Annotated in this window: 11 protein-coding genes and 1 pseudogene; 10 read left to right on the plus strand and 2 right to left on the minus strand. The window is 64.0% G+C overall.

The window, feature by feature from the left end:
* Positions 1-53 precede the first annotated feature (53 nt).
* Positions 54-347 carry a hypothetical protein gene (locus AC1RMY_RS26200; protein WP_492869634.1) on the minus strand — a complete coding sequence of 98 codons (294 nt, stop codon included), beginning with the start codon at positions 345-347 and terminating at the stop codon, positions 54-56.
* Positions 348-642: 295 nt separating this feature from the next.
* Positions 643-1,401 (minus strand): helix-turn-helix transcriptional regulator, encoded by a 759-nt coding sequence (locus tag AC1RMY_RS26205; protein WP_492869636.1) that lies wholly within the window; start codon positions 1,399-1,401, stop codon positions 643-645.
* Between the two features lie 778 nt (positions 1,402-2,179).
* On the opposite strand from AC1RMY_RS26205, the gene AC1RMY_RS26210 reads away from it, so the two are divergent.
* From AC1RMY_RS26210 to AC1RMY_RS26255, 10 genes and pseudogenes are all read left to right on the plus strand, one after another.
* Positions 2,180-4,783, plus strand: a complete 2,604-nt coding sequence (locus tag AC1RMY_RS26210) for a tetratricopeptide repeat protein (RefSeq protein WP_492869637.1) — start codon at positions 2,180-2,182, stop codon at positions 4,781-4,783.
* Positions 4,784-4,814: 31 nt separating this feature from the next.
* The gene (locus tag AC1RMY_RS26215) at positions 4,815-6,698 is read left to right on the plus strand and encodes an asparagine synthetase B family protein (RefSeq protein ID WP_492869639.1); all 1,884 of its coding nucleotides are present in this window, start codon (positions 4,815-4,817) and stop codon (positions 6,696-6,698) included.
* Positions 6,699-6,946: 248 nt separating this feature from the next.
* Positions 6,947-7,057 (plus strand): annotated as a pseudogene (locus tag AC1RMY_RS26220) (tetratricopeptide repeat protein); the annotation flags it as partial.
* A gap of 228 nt (positions 7,058-7,285) precedes the next feature.
* Entirely contained in the window at positions 7,286-9,286 is a 2,001-nt protein-coding gene (locus AC1RMY_RS26225; RefSeq protein ID WP_492869653.1) for a glycosyltransferase, read from the plus strand.
* On the plus strand, positions 9,283-10,653 hold the full coding sequence (locus tag AC1RMY_RS26230; RefSeq protein ID WP_492869641.1) for a UDP-glucose dehydrogenase family protein: 1,371 nt from the start codon (positions 9,283-9,285) through the stop codon (positions 10,651-10,653). The genes AC1RMY_RS26225 and AC1RMY_RS26230 overlap by 4 nt, the downstream gene beginning before the upstream one ends.
* Before the next feature lie 52 nt (positions 10,654-10,705).
* A complete protein-coding gene (locus AC1RMY_RS26235) occupies positions 10,706-12,151 on the plus strand; it encodes a capsular polysaccharide export protein, LipB/KpsS family (RefSeq protein ID WP_492869643.1) in 1,446 nt (481 codons plus the stop codon).
* Positions 12,152-12,170: 19 nt separating this feature from the next.
* A complete protein-coding gene (locus AC1RMY_RS26240) occupies positions 12,171-14,612 on the plus strand; it encodes a tetratricopeptide repeat protein (RefSeq protein ID WP_492869645.1) in 2,442 nt (813 codons plus the stop codon).
* Positions 14,590-16,035, plus strand: coding sequence for a glycosyltransferase family 2 protein (locus AC1RMY_RS26245; RefSeq protein ID WP_492869647.1), 1,446 nt, complete (start codon positions 14,590-14,592; stop codon positions 16,033-16,035). Before AC1RMY_RS26240 ends, AC1RMY_RS26245 begins: the two co-directional genes overlap by 23 nt.
* 7 nt (positions 16,036-16,042) lie before the next feature.
* The gene (locus AC1RMY_RS26250; protein ID WP_492869649.1) at positions 16,043-17,140 is read left to right on the plus strand and encodes a hypothetical protein; all 1,098 of its coding nucleotides are present in this window, start codon (positions 16,043-16,045) and stop codon (positions 17,138-17,140) included.
* A gap of 4 nt (positions 17,141-17,144) precedes the next feature.
* Positions 17,145-17,417, plus strand: a 273-nt coding sequence (locus AC1RMY_RS26255) for an NAD(P)-binding domain-containing protein (RefSeq protein WP_492869651.1), incomplete at its 3' end; no start/stop codon positions are given.

Raw genomic sequence — 17,417 nt, forward strand, 5'->3', positions numbered from 1 at the left:
AGCCTTAAACCAAGATGAGCCAGAGCCTCCGTTCCTGAGAAACGAAAACGGTCTCAAATCATCTGACGACGGACACCGTGGACATCGCGATTAGGTGTTTCATGAAGTGGAGGTGGCGTATGCCGCGAAGACGATTTGGGCGTGAATTCAAGGTCGAGGCGGTTCGGCCGGTCAGGGACCGCCGGTGAGCGCGGCGCAGGCGGCTGAGCGATATGGCTCGTCACCGACGCGCTTGTCATGGCGATCTGGCCTCGCGGCAAGCCCGGTACGACGACCGGTTGAATCCGCCCATACACCAGCCAGCATTTCGGGGAGCTATTGGCTGAGAACGGCGTCAGCTGTTCCATGAGCCGATCCGGCAATGCCTGGGACAATGCAGCATGGAGAGCTTAGTCGCTTCGAGGCCCTTCGGGTCCTCTCGCTGAAAACCGAACGCATCGGGGGGCAAGGTCTACCGGACCCGCACGCTGCCAGGGCGAACGTGTTCGACGATATCGCGCGGTTCGACAACACGGTCCGCAGGCGCTCGACCATCGGCCGTCTCAGCCCTGTGTTCGAAAAGAAGGCCGCACTTCGCCGCCAAGGCTTTGCGACGCGCCGCTCGACTCCGTGGTGTCGATCCCGATGCCGGCGGCGGTCCGTTTACTGATGGTGGCCGATGTCATCGTTGAGCATGCATACGACCTCGGTCCGGTTTGTCGCACGTAACTTCTTCATGATGTTGCGCATATGCACCTTTACCGTGCTTTCCTTCAGATCAAGCTCATAGGCGATAAGCTTGTTGGCCTTGCCCTGTCGAAGAGCGCTCAATACAGCCTGCTGCCTGCTGGTGAACTTAGATTGTTGAGATGCCTGCTCTGTAGCGTCGATCGCACTTGATGAATCAACGGCCCGTCTATGTCGGTTGAGGATGGCGCTTGCCGGGAGATATGTCCCGCCGACGCGAACGAGGCGCATTGCCTCCAACGCAACGTCCAAAGACGCACTTGTTGGAATGTAACCCTGAGCGCCACTCCCGATGACGTCGATGATGGTCTCCGGATCCTCGACATCCGAAATCACGATCACCGGGATATCGCGGGCTCCTTGTTTGATGGTGGAGATGGCATTAACCATCGCGCCGCCTGCGACAAGGCGACCATGACAACAATAGAGAAGCAAGGAAGTATGCTGGTCTTCCTGATGGGCGTGCTGCCATTGTTCGTAGCTTGCGAACGTCAGTACATTGATGTCAGGCGCCAAGGCACGAAGAGCTCGAGCCAGGCACTCTCCGTGCAATGATCGATGCTCGATTAAGCTGATCGTCATCGCCGGATGCGAAAATTCATCGACATGTGGAGATCGCGTATTCTGTTGAGGCAGAATCGTACCACGACTCTTGTAGTTGAAGACCGTATGCATCACGCACCTCCACGCCATTGAACGGACCTGATACGCACGTCGGAAGGACTAACCACCAACCTTCCGACCCATGCAACTTTAGGCAAGCGAGGTATGGAGTTCAGGTCACCACACTAACGAAATTTTAGCAATATCAAATACAAGATGAAACATTCGACTTTTGACGACCCTTAACCATGATCGCCACGATATGAGCTGGCGTGACGCCCCATAATCTTGCCTATGCTTTAAGCTGCGCTGCACAAAATGCGATACAATTTCGCGCTAATTATCCGGATATCTGGCGCGCAGATATGCAGTCATCACAAATTTGTTGCAGCTACACCAATCTCTGAATTGGTCTCGCTTGCTCCCGAGTGCGCTGCAACATCCGCCAATATGGGTAACCATCACACTCTTTTGAATAACCCAAGGCGCGCTTGACGACGGAGGCCCCGTCGAAAAGGCAGAATTTCTGTCGCCGACAGCACTCCATCAGCGTCATGTCCACGTTTTGGTCAGACGCCTACATCAAGCCAATTCATCTACCCTTACGTCAGATGCGGCGCGCCAAGGCGCGAACGGCGCTCCATAGCAGGCGCCACACCAGCTCCTCGGATGCCTACCTCTAACGGATAATTTGACATAAATCTCACCCAACCGGCAAAATGAAGCAATAAACCTACAATACTTCGTATTGAATGCGATACATAGCGCAATGAAATTGAATATATTCAATTTGTGATTGCGCTCTCTCGGTCTTTTAATTGACAAATCACGCGCTGATCTGGAGGCTGCCTTGAAATCCAAGAACATCGTCGTGTCGACCATTGGAACTTGCCGCGTCTCCGACCCTATGACGGCAGCAACCGCAGTTCGGAATCTGACCAAGAACACGGCGAACATCTATGGTTTCACTCACACTTCCAAGGAATGCATTCAGCAGCTCAACTTCATATCCGGGATAGACATTCCAAAAGAGCTGGGCCTTTACCTCTCGCCCGAAGGGACAATCGCTCCCAAGGCAAATCGCCGCCGCACGGATATGTATCTTGTCGAGATTTCATCGACAAAGGAGATCGTATTCCGTCAATGGTACCTGCAGATCAATTATTTCGAGCGCTCATTCCAGGGCCGGCGGCAACTCTACGATGCGTTCTTCAAGCTGAAGGACGAGCGAGATTCATCGAAGCGTCTGTCGTATCTTGAGACGATCGACGGCTTTTCCGATACGTCCGGCATAGAACGAGAGATTCTGGCGACGGGCTACGTTCATCAGACGACGCGGGACGAGCTGGAAGCCGACATGGCACTTCTGAACGCTCGACTCGACGCGCCTGTGGTCTTTGTCAGCCACATCAATGTACCCAGCGCGGCTGGTACGCTGATCCCGGCCCGTGCGCAGCTTTGCGATTGGATCGGCGACATCTGTTTGAAGAACGGTTATGTCTATTTCGACCCCACGCCGCATGTCCAGATCTATGGCGTGAGTTCCGCGCTCGCCGAGCAGGGGCTCGATCTCAATCATTACACGCCAGAGTTCAAGCAGCATCTGGGCGCGCTCATTTTCGACACTTACTGCGTGCCTCCCCTGTCCTCGGACGATGCGCCCACAAAGGCCGAACCCGCCACCGAGCAGCCCCTTTTCGCACTCGCCGACAGCGGCATCGCGATAGCTCCTCAGGCTCGCCAGCACGCGCCCACCCTGTCGGCAGACGTCCAGGCCACGATCGCAGACGCCAAGCGCCGGATCGCGGAAGGAGATCTCGATGAGGCGGAAGTCATCCTGCGCGGGCTGATGCTGGAAGATAACGGCTCGGCCGTCCTTCATACGATGATCGGGAGCATAGCCTTCCAACGCGGCGATACGTCGTCGGCGGCAGCCGAGCTGCAGCAGGCCATCCAACTCGATCCATCGGCGATCGAGCCGAGGTTGATACTCGTGAGGATTGCCCTTCGCATGGGCAAGCTGAGCGAGGCCTGCAGCATTGCCGTCGGTTTGGCGGCGCAGGCTCCTGACAACCTTCGCGTCCTCATGGTGGCAGCGAAGGCAATGATGAAGGCGAAGCGCTTCAGCGAAGCCACCGTCTTCTGGCGGAGGGTCGCGAGTTTGCGTCCCGAGCTGACCCTCCCGGTGATCGAGGAGGGACGGTGCCAACTCAAGTCGCGCAATTATGAGGCTGCCCTGGCAGCTGCCGACCGGGTTCTCGCTCAGGAGCCCAACGAGCCGACGGCCCTCGTCATCAAGTCCGAATCCTTGCAGCGCCTGAAGCGGATGAGTGAGCTGGCCGACGTGTCAATCAAGCTTGCGGCGATCGATCCCGCCGCTGCAATGGCGGCCGTGCCCGCACTGATCTCGACGTTTCATCCGGAAGAAGCGGCCAAGGTCATCGCTGTTGCGCAGCGCTCGGGCGAGGGGCACATCGAGACCGTGATGAAGGCCGGCCTTGTGCGCACGCTGGAGAGCCGAGCCAAGGTTGCCGACGAGCGCGGCGACAAGCGCGCTTCGGCCGCAGCGTGGAAGGCGGTGCTGCTGATCGAGCCGGAGAACCAGCGGGCAGCGGCAAGACTGCGGCGGTTGGTGAATCCATTCGTCGCCAAGGCGCGGGCCCACGCCGACGCGGGCGAAACGTCGGAAGCCGTTGCCGCTTACCGCGCTGCACTCGATCTGCACGACGACAATGTGCGTGCGCTGCGCGAACTCGCAACCGTCCATGAGAAGGCCGGGCAATGGCTCCTCGCCAGCGATTGCTGGTCGCGTCTGGCCGGCCTCGTCGAGGGCAGTGCCCAGGCAAGCCATCTGATGCGTGCAGGGCGCAGCGCCGCCCGCGCCGAGCATTACGATCTCGCCGTCGAGCTCTACGGACGCGTCGAGCGAGACGAGCAATTGGGCAAGACGATCGAATCGGTGATCCGCAAGCTGGTCAAATCCATGCGTGACGATTTCGAGGCCGAAGAGGTCGACGAAGCCGCCCGCAAGGCGCGCGTCGTCTTGCAGATCGACCCCGAGCGAGAAGCTGCGCAAAGAGTGTTGCACAAGGTTGCCTCCAGCTATGTCCGCCAGCTCCGGGAGGCCATCACGGCCGACGATGTGACGCGGCAGGAGGCGATCAGTTGCAAGATGCTGGTCGCGGCCCCTGGCCGGACACTCGGCCTCAAGACGCTCGCAAGGCTCTACCGCAAGTCCAATCGATATCGCGACAGCATCCCCATCTACGAGCGGCTGACTGAAATCGAGCCGAACGAGAGCAGCCACTGGATCAAGCTGGCACGATCCTGTCGGGCCGTGAGGATGTATGACCGCGGCGTGCCCGCAGCCCTCAGGGCGCTCGAGATGAAGCCGGCCGACCCTACGACCTTCAGTCTCCTCAGCGACATGCTGAACCGACAAGCCGCCAACTGATGGCGCGCATTCTGCCGTCGGAGAAATGGTGATGAGCGGATTTGCTGGGCTCGCGCTCGAAGACCGGCGGAAGGCTTCGTCGCGGGTCTTGGCCGAGAACGAAGCCGTACCGCTGATGCTGGGCGCGTTGTGCGATGCGGCGGTGGTAGCCGACACGCCTGTCGGCGCGGTCCTGCTGCATTGCGACCGGGCTTCGGCTCATGACGCAAAGCGCCGTGCTCCGGCCATTCTCGGCTCGGTGAGACATCTGAGGATTCTGTTCGACGGCCGGATCGACAACCGCCGCGATCTGATCGCGGCACTCGCCCCCGGACTTCGGTTCGCTTCTGCGCTGTCCGACGGTGACATTCTGCGTCTCGCCTACGCCAAATGGGGAGAGGATGCGCCGGCCAGGCTGCATGGCCCCTTCGCGTTCGCGATCTACGACGAGAATGCCGCGACCCTATTTTGCGCGCGCGACAGGTTCGGGCAGAAGCAGTTCGTATATGGGCGCAACGCCGACGGCTTCGTGTTCGCGACCCATACGGCCGCGCTGCTGGCCTGGCGTGGAATGAGCCGGTCGGTCGATCTCGACGTGCTCGCCCATTATCTGTCCTTCGGCTTTGCGCTGGCTGACAAGTCGCTTCTGCACAATGCGGTGAATCTGCGCCCCGGCAACTGGCTTCTGCTGGACCGCCACGGAGAGGTCCGAACACGACGCTATTGGCGCCTCGCGCCCGTCGACCAGGCAACGGCGCGTGGCTCTCGCGCCGATCTCGAGCATGAGTTCCGGCAAAGGCTTCAGGATGCCGTAAGCCGCAACATCCTCGCCGAGAAGCGCGTGGGGCTGCTGCACGGTGGTGATCTCGCTTCGGCAATTCTCGCACGTATCCTGACGAAGGACGGCTCCTCCTCGCCAGAAACCTTTGCCGTATGCTTCGGCGCGCAGTGCGACCTCGGCCTGAAGGAAACGCCCCCGCCTGGCGGACGCCACCACGAACTCGTGATAGACGAGAGGAACATCTCCGCCGGGCTCGCGCCGCTCACCCTCGCGAGCGGTGTCCCGCTTGCGGGTCTTTCCACCTTCGCCTGGGACGCGGTGGCGCGGCGCGCTTCGCCACATACCGGAACGATCTTCGCTGCGACGGCGGGCGATGAGATTGCCCTGGCGCATCCGCGCTACCGGCGTTTCGGTGCATCGTTGGCGGAATGGCGTGCAGCAGGCTCCGCTCTGCCCTCGGCACCGTTCGCGCGCGATCTCTATCATCATGTTGCCGGCCTGATGAGTGAAGAAGAGCGCGCCGGCCTTGTCGGGCCCGGCATGGCCCACACCCTGATATTTTCTCCCGTTGACGAACTGGGCGCCTCGCTGGAAACCGCAGGCGACGACGAGGCCATGGACCTGGCGGCACGTATCGACGTCGCCAATCTTCCCGCCCGCAGCTTCATGGGAGCAAACGCGGCCTTCACGGCAAATGAAGCCAGCCTCATCCTCCCGTTCGTCGACCACGAGTTCGCGGACTGGTGCGCGTCGCTGCCGCAGCATCTCAGGGCGGCCCGCCGTTACCGGGGTGTCGACCACCCCGGCCTTCTCCAGACGAGCTTTCCCGAGGTCGAGGCTCCGCCCCGAATGCAGGCTACCCGGGATGAACGGGCGACGTTGAACGCCTGGCTTGCGACCGGGCTGTCCGAATTCATGGGCGATACGTTCGCAAGCACGGCATTCCGCTCGCGCGGGCTGTTCAGCATCGGGGCCATCGAGGGGATGCTTGATTCCCACCTCGGCGCGAAGCGGCAGCACGGCCAATGGCTGTGGTCTCTGCTCTGCATCGAGGCGTGGTTTGCCAATGTCGTCGATACGCCCTCGCCGGACCCGAAGCAGGCCAAGGCGATCATGCAGCCCGCGCTGGCCGACGCCATTCCGGAGATGGCGTGATGACCGCCCGCCCGTCCGCCGCGCGGCTTCGCTCCGCCTCCAGCAACGCCGATCGGCTTCTGGCCGGCGGGCGGATGCTTCTCAAACAGGATCGCGGTCCGGAGGCAGTTCCGCTGCTGGAGCTCAGCCTGTCCGGCGCGCGCGATCCAGAGGCCGTCAAGCCGTTCCTCGCCCTCGCTCTGGACGCCTCGGGCGAAAAGCACCGGGCACGCCTGCTCTGGCTGGACGTCGCCAGGCAATCCGATGCCATGGGGCTTCAGCGACACAAGGTCCTGCGTCGTCTCGGCCGTGCGGCGATGAACGCAGGCCGCCTCGAAGAGGCCGTCTCGCTGTTCAGGCGGCATCTGGAACTCGTGCCCCGCGATGCCGATGCATCTGACAGGCTGCTCCAAGTCAGCCTGGCTCTTTGCCAGGCCGAGCAGCAACTCGATCTCTATGGCCAACATGTGCGGAGATACGGCGAGACATCTGCGACCCTGATCGCCCTTGCGACGCTCGTTCACCATCCCTGGTCTCCCGAGGCGGCCGCTGCAGCCCTGAAGCGTGCCGAAACGCTCGCCGGCAGCTCCCATCTCGACGCGGCGCAATTGGCGCGCGCCTATGAGAAGATCGGCCGACCCGCTCGCGCACTCGAATTGCTCCAGCTGCCGGCCTATCGCGAGTCCACATCGCGGCAGATCGTGAAGATGCAGGCGAAGCTGCTGCAGGCAACTGGGGCGGAGAAGTCGGCTGTCTTGGCACCGATCGAGCGGCTGATCGCGGCAGAACCCGGGGTCGCCGGCCATCGGGCGATGCAGGGGCGCTGGCTCAGCGCCTTTGGCGACTGGGCGAATGCGGCTGCGGCCTATGAGCAGGCGATAGCGCTCGATCCCGACATTGCCGCGCATTGGACCGGTGCGATCGTCGCGATGAGCAACCTCGAGCGCGACGAGGTCATCGACGATCTGGTGATGCGCGCGAATGTCTGGTTCCGCAAAAAAGGCACGGCCGGCCAGCTCGACCTGGCTACGATCGAACTGGCGGCCGAGCGCTTCGAGGAGGCTGCGATCGCCGCAGAAAGGGCGCTCGGCAACGCCGCCACGGCGCGGCCTGCACGCGAGCGGCTCGTCGAGGCCCGCATGAGTTCGGGAGCCTATCTGCGGAGTTGGTCTCATCTCGCCGCGGCGCTGGACGAGGGACGAGCCTCCCCATTCATCAAGCGCATGGCGGCGCGCTGCGCGACCGCGCTGCGCCTCGCCCCGACGACCGAACAGAGTCAGGTCTCGGTCTTTCCGGATGCGCTCTTCACCCGCGCTCTCCTGAACCCGCCGAGCCGCCCTATCCTGCCGGCAAGCGACACCGTCATGCTCGTCACCTCTTCCCTGGCCGCTGGCGGGGCAGAACGGCAAGTGGCTCTGACTGCGGCAGGCATTTCGCTGGCCCGGGGCGGCACGGCGCGAACGGTGCTGGTGGGGCTTGACCTCACGCGCGAACGCGGCCGAGCCGTGATGCGCAGCCTTGCCGAGACCGACAGGCTGGTGATCGACGATCTCGCCAGGATCGACGACAATGCGTTGTTCCGGACGATGATGGCGAGCGATCCGTCCGTCAGGGAGAGCCTGCGTCTGATCGCGGCCTTCCCGCGGACCTTGTCCAAGGACATCCTGAAACTCTACGACTGCTTCCGCCGGCATCGCCCCAGTCTGGTCCATCTGTGGCAGGATGGCGTCATTTCGACGGGTTCGGTCGCTGCCGTGCTGGCAGGTGTGCCGAAGATCGTCTGCTCGATGCGAAACGTGGTCGCCACCGAAGGCGATCGCCGCCGCTACCGGAGCTATCTGGCCACGATGTACCGTGGCCTGGCGGCGCGATCCGATGTGGTCTTCACCGCAAACTCGGCGGCGGGCGCGCATGACTACGAAAAATGGCTGGGCATGCAGCGCGGCACCATCAAGGTGCTGCGGAACGGCGTCGATGTCGCCTCCGTGCGTGCCCGCACGTCGATCGAGGCCCGTCGGAGCGTGCGCGAGCGTCTGGATCTGCCGGCCGACGCTCTTCTGGTGGGCGGTGTGTTCCGGCTCGCCCCGGCAAAGCGACCGCTGCTTTGGCTTGACGTCGTCGCGCGCGCTGCTGCTGCCGACAGCCGTGTCAGGGGGGTGGTGGTCGGTGACGGCGCCATGCGCGACGAAATCCAGCGCGCGATCGATGCCCGCGGTCTGAGCGGTCGCATCACGCTCGCGGGGCGCCAGAGTCCGGTCGAGCCATGGATCTCCGCCATGGACGTCCTGCTCCTGGCCTCCGAGGTCGAGGGGCTGCCTAACGTCCTGCTCGAGGCGGAATCGCTCGGCGTGCCGGTGGTCACGACCGACGCCGGTGGTTCCAGCGAGGCGGTCCTGCACGATCTCATCGGAATGCTCGTTCAGGACGATTCGGCCGAGAATCTGGCGGCCGCCGTCACCAGGATCATCAAGTCGGACGCAATCCGGCACCGCGCGAGGGTGGGCGCACCAGCATTCGTCGAACAACGTTTCGGCCTGACACGGATGCTGACTGAAACGGTTGCCACTTACGGCACCACCGATCCCCAACACATCACGAGGGTCCAATGAAAGTCGCAGTTATCGGCTCTGGATATGTCGGGCTCGTCTCGGGCGCTTGCTTCGCGGATTTCGGGCATTTCGTCTGCTGCGTCGACCTGAATGCAGCGAAGATCGAGGCCCTGAACCAGGGACAGATCCCGATCTTCGAACCCGGGCTGGCGGAACTCGTCGCAAAAAACATGCGCGAGGAACGGCTCACCTTCTCGACCAATATCGCCGACGCGGTGCGCGGCGCGGAGGCGGTGTTGATCGCCGTCGGGACACCGTCGCGGCGGGGCGACGGCCATGCCGATCTCAGCTACGTTTTCCAGGCAGCGCGCGACATCGCGGGGGCGATCTCCGACTATACCGTCGTGATCACCAAGTCGACGGTGCCGGTCGGAACCGGTGACAATGTCGAGCACCTGATGCGCCAGGTGGCTCCCGATGCCGAGTTCTCGGTCGTGTCCAATCCGGAATTTCTCCGTGAGGGAGCGGCCATCGACGATTTCAAGCGGCCGGACCGCATTGTGATCGGTGTGGAGGACAGCCGCTCGGAAGCCGTCATGAGGGAGCTCTACCGGCCGCTGTACCTGAACCAGGCTCCCATCCTGTTCACGTCGCGCTGCACCGCTGAACTGACGAAATACGCGGCCAACGCGTTTCTGGCGACCAAGATCTCCTTCATCAACGAGATCGCCGACCTGTGCGAAGAGGTTGGAGCCGACGTGCAGGACGTTGCGCGCGGCATCGGGCTCGACAATCGCATCGGCAGCAAATTCTTGCATGCGGGCCCGGGATATGGCGGGTCCTGCTTCCCCAAGGACACGCTCGCGCTGATCAAGACCGCACAGGACTACGGGACGCCCATGCGGATCGTGGAAACGGTGGCTGCGGTGAACGACCAGCGCAAGCGCGCGATGGGTCGCAAGATCATCAGCGCCTGCGGGGGCTCCGTGCGCGGCAAGACGATCGCGATACTCGGCCTCACCTTCAAGCCCAACACCGACGACATGCGCGATTCGCCCGCCATCGCGATCATCACCGCCCTGCAGGATGCCGGCGCCCACGTCCGCGCCTTCGATCCGGAAGGCACGGAGCAGGCGAAAATGGTGCTCAGTGATGTCGAGTACGCGGCAGGCCCCTATGAATGTGTCGACGGTGCCGATGCGCTGGCGATCGTGACGGAATGGAACGCGTTCCGGGCGCTCGACCTCGGGCGCATCAAGGCGCTGTTGCGCGAGCCTGTGCTGGTCGACCTGCGCAATATCTACAGCGCCGAGGAGATCATCCGCCACGGCTTCCGCTATCGTGGTGTCGGTGTGCGAAACCTGCGACCTGCGCAACCGATCCGGGCCGCGACCGCGGATACCGAGCTGGTCGCCGCAGATGCATAGCCTTTGGCCCCCGGATCACGACACGGCCATTGCTTCGCGAGGTCGAGAGCCGATGCCGGCTCTCGCATCGCAGGCGCGTGATCCGGGTGGCAGGTCCGTCGTGCGGCAGCGCTTTGCGCTGCTGCTCCAGGGCCCCGTGGGCGGCTTCTTCACGGCGCTGAAAAGAGGTCTCGAGAGACAGGGCTGGCGCGTGCTGAAGGTCAACTTCAACGCCGGCGACCGGCTATTCGCGGGAGGGGCTGGCTGTGTGCCTCATCGCGGCGACGAGCGGAGCTTTTCCAACTGGCTGACCAGGCTGTGCAGCAGCGATCGCCCCGATCTGATCACGCTATTCGGCGACAGTCGGCCGCTGCATCGCATTGCCACGCGTGTCGCAACGCTCTGGAACATTCCAGTCTGGTCGTTCGAGGAGGGCTATGTCAGGCCGGGCTATGTCACGCTGGAACGCGGCGGGAACAATCAACATTCGCCGTTGCCGCGGTCTCCGGAAGCCTATCGCGCGGTGGCAGCGACGGCGAGCGTGAGTCCGGTCAGGACCTCGAGCCATTTCGTTCCGATGGCGCTTCGCGCCATCGCCTACAGCGCGGCTCTGGTCATCGGGAGGCGCGCCTTCCCTGCCTACCGGCATCACCGGGAACGGTCGGCTGCCGGAGAGGCCTTGGCGTGGAGCCGCAGCCTGTTCCGCAAGCTTCGGCGACTCCGACGCACCCGCATCGACACGCAGCGGATACTGTCTGAGTGGGCCGGCGGATATTACCTCGTCGCCTGCCAGGTGCCCGACGACCTGCAGGTCGTCCATCACGGACGTGGCTGGACAGTCGAGCGGCTCATTCGGGAAACCGTGGCGTCCTTCGCGCGCGCTGCACCGGCCGGAACACTCCTCGTGGTCAAGGCGCACCCGCTGGCACGCGGACATCTCGATCATGCCGGGGTCGTGCGCGCCGCCGCCATCGCCAGCGGCTGCGGGGACCGCGTCATTCTGATCGACAGCGGCCCGATGGCACCCCTCGCCAGGCAATGCCTGGCCATGGTGACCATCAACAGCACCTCGGGGCTCGCCGCTCTTGGCCATGGCCGGCCCGTCGTCGCGCTTGGCGACAGCTTCTATGTCATCCCGGGACTGGCTCGCCAGATCGCCGGAGCCTCGCTGGATTCCATCTGGTCCGGCATGGAGCCGCCTGACCCGGCATTATGGGCGAGCTTCAGGGCCCACATGGTCCGGACATCGCTGATGCCGGGCGACTTCTATTTGAGCGCGACCTGGCCCGCGCTGGTCCGCAGCGCCGTGGCCCGATTGTCGGGCTTGCAGACCGACGAAGCGAGCGTCGATGCGAACCCCTCAAGTGCCCAAGTGCAGGACGGCGATCTTCGGTCCGCCGCCCGCGCCTCGCCGGCGCTTGCCCGTTCGCAGACCTGCGCGCCCCTCACGGCAGGGCAAGGTGCGCTCCCGGCCCGCCCCCGTTTCATCGATGCCAGCGATCTCGTCTCAAGCCAATGAGCGCACCGAGGATCAAGCGATGACCGAACTTCTCAAGGTGGCCACGCTCGGCAGCTGCCGGATCGCAAATCCGATGCAGGGGGCGAGCGCAGCCGGGCGCATCAGCCTTGCAAATTTCGATGTCGGCTATCTCCACACCACGAGCGAGGTGCTCCAGGTTCTCGACTGGCTCGACGGCGAGGGTGTCGAGCCGGCGCTGCACGGGCTTCTGCCATTTCCGCGCGGAGCAGGCGTGCCCTCCAGGCCAGAAGTCGACGTGTTCATCATCGAGATTTCGTCGCTCAAGAAGGTGATCGTCGGCGACTGGGTCCTGCAGCTCAACTATTTTACCGAACGGTTCAGGGGCGACGAAAATCTGCTCAAGACGTTCCAGGAGACCATCCGCGCCGATCAGCGCGATCGCCGCGCAATCTTACTCGGCGCACAGCCCGGATTTGCCGATCTCGACGTCGGGAGCCGCAGGGTCCTGGTCGATTCCTATGTCGAGACGGTCTCGCGCGAGGAGCTCGAGCGGGACATGCTCGAGATATGCCAGCGCTTGGCCACCCCGGTCCTGTTTGTCACGCACTGCAATATCCCGGGCCAGCATGGCCAGATACTGCGCGACCGCGAACGCATCAGTTCGTGGATGGCCGAGATGAGCGAGACGCTCGGCTTCTGCGTCTACGATCCCACAGCGGACATTGTGTCTTTCGGCATCGAACGGGCGATGAGCGATGAAGGAAGGGGATTGGCCCATTTCACCGAGGCATTCCAGGAGACGTTGGCGCAACGGCTTATCGCCGAGGCGCTCGGAGCGATCTCGCGCTACCCCACCCGCAACTGGCCGGCGGTCGGAAATGCGCGGTCGACACCGCGACGCATTGGCCCGAATGCGGCTTGTGGCAGCATACGCACCTTGGCGCCCGAGCTGCTGCAGAAGGGCGATCTCCCTGCGGCCGCGGCAGCGGCGCGGGCCGCCATAGCCGCCTCCCCTCCTTGCGCCAATGCCATGGTGGTGCTGGCGCAGACCGCGTTCCGGGCGGGGAACTCCGCCGATGCACTCGACTACGCTCTCATGGCACGCGATATCGATCCGGCCAATTCCGCTGCCCTGGTGGTCGCGGCGAAGGTCAGGACGCGACAGAAGCAGTTCGAGAAAGCCGCCGAGGACTGGCTCGATGTCGCCAAGCTGCGTCCCAGGTCGGCCTGGCCGTTGGTGGAGGCCGGCCGCTGCGAACTCCGAGCCAAGCGGCCGGAGGTCGCGCTCGAACTTGCGGGCGAAGCGCTTCGACACGAACCGGCCGACTCGCTCGCACTCGCGATCAAGGCCGAGGCCTTGCTGCGGCTGGGCCGTTACGCCAACATCCCGGAGGTCGGGGAGGAGCTGGCGCAGACCGCCCCTGAAGCGGCCCTTTCGATTATCCGCTTCATGCTGTCGTCGAAGCACTATTCCGGTCTGGCGCGCATTGCCCGCGCGTTGTCGCGCTCGGAGCTTGGCGTCTCCGAGGGCTTGCGCAACGAAATCGTCGATCAACTCAAGGCCGCAGTCGAAACCGTCTGCAACCAGAAGGACTGGCCGGCCGCGGGCGAGTTGCTGCGCGCCGTGATCGCCTTCGACAATGGGGACGCAGGCGCCATCCGGATGCTGAACCGCCTGACCATGGACTGGGTCACCCTAGCCCGCACGGCCGTCGGGGCCGGCGACCACGTCGGCGCATGCGAGAGCTATGACGTGGCCCTGGCGGTCGATCCTTGCCACCTTCGGGCTTTGCGCGAGGCGGCTTCGGCCGCTGAGAAAATGGGGTCGTGGGAGCGCGCGGCGGACCTCTGGGCCCGGACAAGCAACATGGCTTCGAGCGACGTCGCCGATCTCGTCAGGGCGGCGCGCGCCGCCGAGATGGCGGGCCAGAGCGAACGCGCATTGCTGACTCAGCACAGATTGTTGCAGGCGGACCCGGCGAACGCCAAGGCTTCGTCGTCGTTCGCATCGAATGTCCGGAAGCTGTCCAAGCGTGCGAGGCAGCTCGAGCAGGGGCAGGACGCCGCGGAGGCCACGCGGCTGGCCAGCAGTGTCCTGACGGTCAGCCCTGACAACGATCTCTGCCGGCGGATCGTGCGCAAGGCTGAAGCGCTGTTGGCATCGGATCTGCGCCGCGCCAAGGCGAGCGGGCGTAGCGCGGATGAGGAAGCGCTGGCGCGTCGTCTTTTGACGATCGCACCCCACCGTCCCGAGGCCCTGCGAACATTGTCCCAGATGGAATTCGCGCAAGGGCGTCTCAACGACGCCGCCACGCTTCTTCGGCGATTGGTGGCAGCCCAGTCCGACGTGCCTGCACACTGGGTCAAGCTCGGTCGCTGTCTGAAGCTGCTGAAGCGCTTCAATGAAGCTCGGGATGCCGCGCTGAAAGCGTTGACGCTCGATCCTGGCAGTCCTGCCGCCCGGAAGATCCTGGCGGATGTCGAGACCCACCTGGCATGACCCGGGGCCGATGGACATCATGATGCCCGCGACTGGACCCATCACGCGGCTCGCATTCTCGCTGCTGAAGCAGCGTCACGAACCCGCGGCGATCATCCTCCAAGCGCTTGGCTGGCGGAACCCGACGCATCTCGTGCATTGCGGACTGCACCATACGGCGCTCAGCCTGGGTCCAGTGCCATCCGATCCGCGGGCCCTCTGTGCGGCACTAGAGGCGCAAGCGGCCTTGGCTCAAGGCGAGGGAGCCTTCGCGCTCGCCCAAGACATGGCGCGGTGGCCGGCGGATCTGAAGGCTCGCGCCGCGATCGCGCTGGCGCGACTTGGAGTCTCGGTGGCCACGGATGTTGCAGGAACGCTCCCGGACAATCTGCGCCTGGCGACGGCGCTGGCCATCGGCGAAATGCCCCCGGGCCCCATTCCTGAGCCCCTCGATGGCGATTCAGCTTTCCTGACCGCGGCCATCAGCGCCGGCAGGGGAGATCATCGTGCAGCCAGACGCGCCTGCAATGCCGGCTTCGCCGCTTTCGGCCTGCGTCCGATAGTTGACGAAGAATCAAGCGCACCGCTGGGGCTCGAAAGCTTCCTGGCGGCACAGAGCGCGCTTACATTCGAGGGACCGCTCGTCAGCGTCATCGTCGCCGCCCGCGATGCGGCGGCGACGGTGGCTCCAGCCATCCAATCGCTGCTCAGGCAATCTTGGCAGAACCTGGAGGTCGTGCTCGTCGATGATTGTTCGACGGATGACACCATTGCCTGCGCCCGCGAAGCAGCCGGCTGCGATCCGCGCTTGACGATCGCAAGGCTGGCTGCCCCTTCCGGCCCCTATGCCGCTCGCAATATCGGCATGCGCATGGCCAGGGGCGCCTTCATCAGCTTCAGCGATTCGGATGATGTCGCCCACGCCGACCGCATCGCGCTGCAAGTGGCGCCGCTGCTCGACGGCGGAAAAAGCGCCAGCGTGTCACGGCTGGTTCGTCTCGACGAATACGGCCGCCCCGTCGCCCCACGCGTCTGGCCATTTGTCAGGCTCAACGTCTCATCGCTGGTTCTGTCGGCATCGCTGGCAAAGGTTGCCGGCCCGTTTCACGAAAACATCCTCGGCGCGGATGGAGAGTATCTGGCGCGCCTGTCGCTGGTCGCGGGCACGGCGTCGATCGCCTGGCTGCCCTTTCCGGTCACCATCGCTTCCCAGCGGCACAACTCGCTGACGGGAGCCGCTCGCACCGGCCTGTCGACGCCGGAGGGTGCGGGGCGGCGCACCGCTCATGTGGAAGACTGGGTTCGGGACCATGCGCGTCAGCTGGCCGCCGCGAGCCGTCGGAACTCGCTTCTGAGCCTTCCGATGGGCCCGCCGCCGCTCAGCTCGCTGTCGCTCGGCTTCCTCGACGCCGAGCAATACCGTCGCAAGGCGATCTGGACGTGAGGTGGTGATGAGCGCTGTGAACTTTCCCGCGGGCATGGCGTCCGAACGAATGGCGTCGGATGTGTTCGGCAAGCGCGCCGAGAGCGCGGACGTCATCGCTTTTCGCGCGATCCTGGAGAGCTTCGGATCCCGCGACGACGACCGACCGGAGGCATGTCCGGCGCCTGTCGCGCTACCAAATTTAGCTGTGTCGGATCCGGTTGCGGCGAATGCGGAGTTACTAGCTGAGAACGGCAGGCTCCACGACGAGATCGCACGGCTGCTTTCCGCCCAGCGAAGCGCCGCCAGGGACATATTCGAAGCCCGCGCCCTGCTCGCGGAGGCCGAGACGCAAAAGAACAAAATTCGGGCGACGATTTCGTTCAGGCTCGGCAAGGCGATGATCGAGGCCGGCCAGAGCTGGCGCGGCGCCATTCGCTTTCCGCAGATCGCGTTGGCTCTGGCCCGCGAGGCCAGGCAACGTCGATATGCTGCCCTGCGCGCTCCGGCCCGGGAGATTGCGCCGAAGCCGGCGCGTCAGCTCCAGATCATTGAGCACGCCCTCGCCATCTTTCGGGAAAGAGGCATCCAGGAGGCCACGGCCTGGGCAAAGGCACGCAGATTGGAAAAGCCGATGCTGGGGCGGGTGCTCGTCGACATCGCCAGCGCGGCCCGGTCCAGCGATCCGGTGATGGCCGCAGCGCTTGCCGTCGAGGCGATCGAATTGGATCGAGCACAATACCGCGTCACGCACCTCGCCTTTACGATGGCAGATGACGGGCGGCTCGCCGAGGCGGCAACGATCATCGAGGCTGCCAAGGGCGCCGGCGTGATCTGGCCCGCAACCGAAAGGCGAAAAATCGACCGGCTGCTTGGCCGAGCCGCCGAACTCTGCGTCATCCCGCGACAGAAGCGTCTCAAGGAACGACGCCAGAGTTCGGCGCGGCGTCCACTTGCCTTCTTGTCCGGCGGGATCGCATATCTGGCCCGCTTGGGCAGGCAGCTGAGCCTCCACGCGTCGGCTGCTGTGGGACAGCGGGTCGGTAAGGTCCACGCCTACGTCTCGAACGCCCCCAGCCCTTCAGACAGTCACCCCGGTCCAAGCCCGGTACGGAAGGCAGGGTAGGCTGATGAGACGTATGGAGAATGCGCCGTCCGGGTTCCTGCTGAGCCCATCCGAAATCCATTCCGAAGTGGCTCTGACTTCGCCGGCGCAGCGCTTCATCGACCGCGTCTCAGCCCGCTCGGTGGTGATCGGCGTGATCGGGCTGGGCTATGTCGGCATGCCGCTGGCGCTGGCGGCGCTGCGCCGGGGCATTCGCGTGATCGGCTTCGACATCGACCAGGCCCGCGTCGAGCAGATCAATGCCGGGCGCGAGACGATCAAGCACATCCCGATGGAC

The organism is Allobosea sp. GW822-FHT03F07, assembly GCF_058801345.1.

Bases quoted from the DNA above. Each gene is read 5' to 3' on its own strand.
- AC1RMY_RS26230 (WP_492869641.1), top strand. From the start codon at position 9,283: ATGAAAGTCGCAGTTATCGGCTCTGGATATGTCGGGCTCGTCTCGGGC.
- AC1RMY_RS26250 (WP_492869649.1), top strand. From the start codon at position 16,043: ATGAGCGCTGTGAACTTTCCCGCGGGCATGGCGTCCGAACGAATGGCG.
- AC1RMY_RS26245 (WP_492869647.1), top strand. From the start codon at position 14,590: ATGTCGAGACCCACCTGGCATGACCCGGGGCCGATGGACATCATGATG.
- AC1RMY_RS26200 (WP_492869634.1), bottom strand. From the start codon at position 347: ATGGAACAGCTGACGCCGTTCTCAGCCAATAGCTCCCCGAAATGCTGG.
- AC1RMY_RS26240 (WP_492869645.1), top strand. From the start codon at position 12,171: ATGACCGAACTTCTCAAGGTGGCCACGCTCGGCAGCTGCCGGATCGCA.
- AC1RMY_RS26235 (WP_492869643.1), top strand. From the start codon at position 10,706: ATGCCGGCTCTCGCATCGCAGGCGCGTGATCCGGGTGGCAGGTCCGTC.
- AC1RMY_RS26215 (WP_492869639.1), top strand. From the start codon at position 4,815: ATGAGCGGATTTGCTGGGCTCGCGCTCGAAGACCGGCGGAAGGCTTCG.
- AC1RMY_RS26205 (WP_492869636.1), bottom strand. From the start codon at position 1,401: ATGCATACGGTCTTCAACTACAAGAGTCGTGGTACGATTCTGCCTCAA.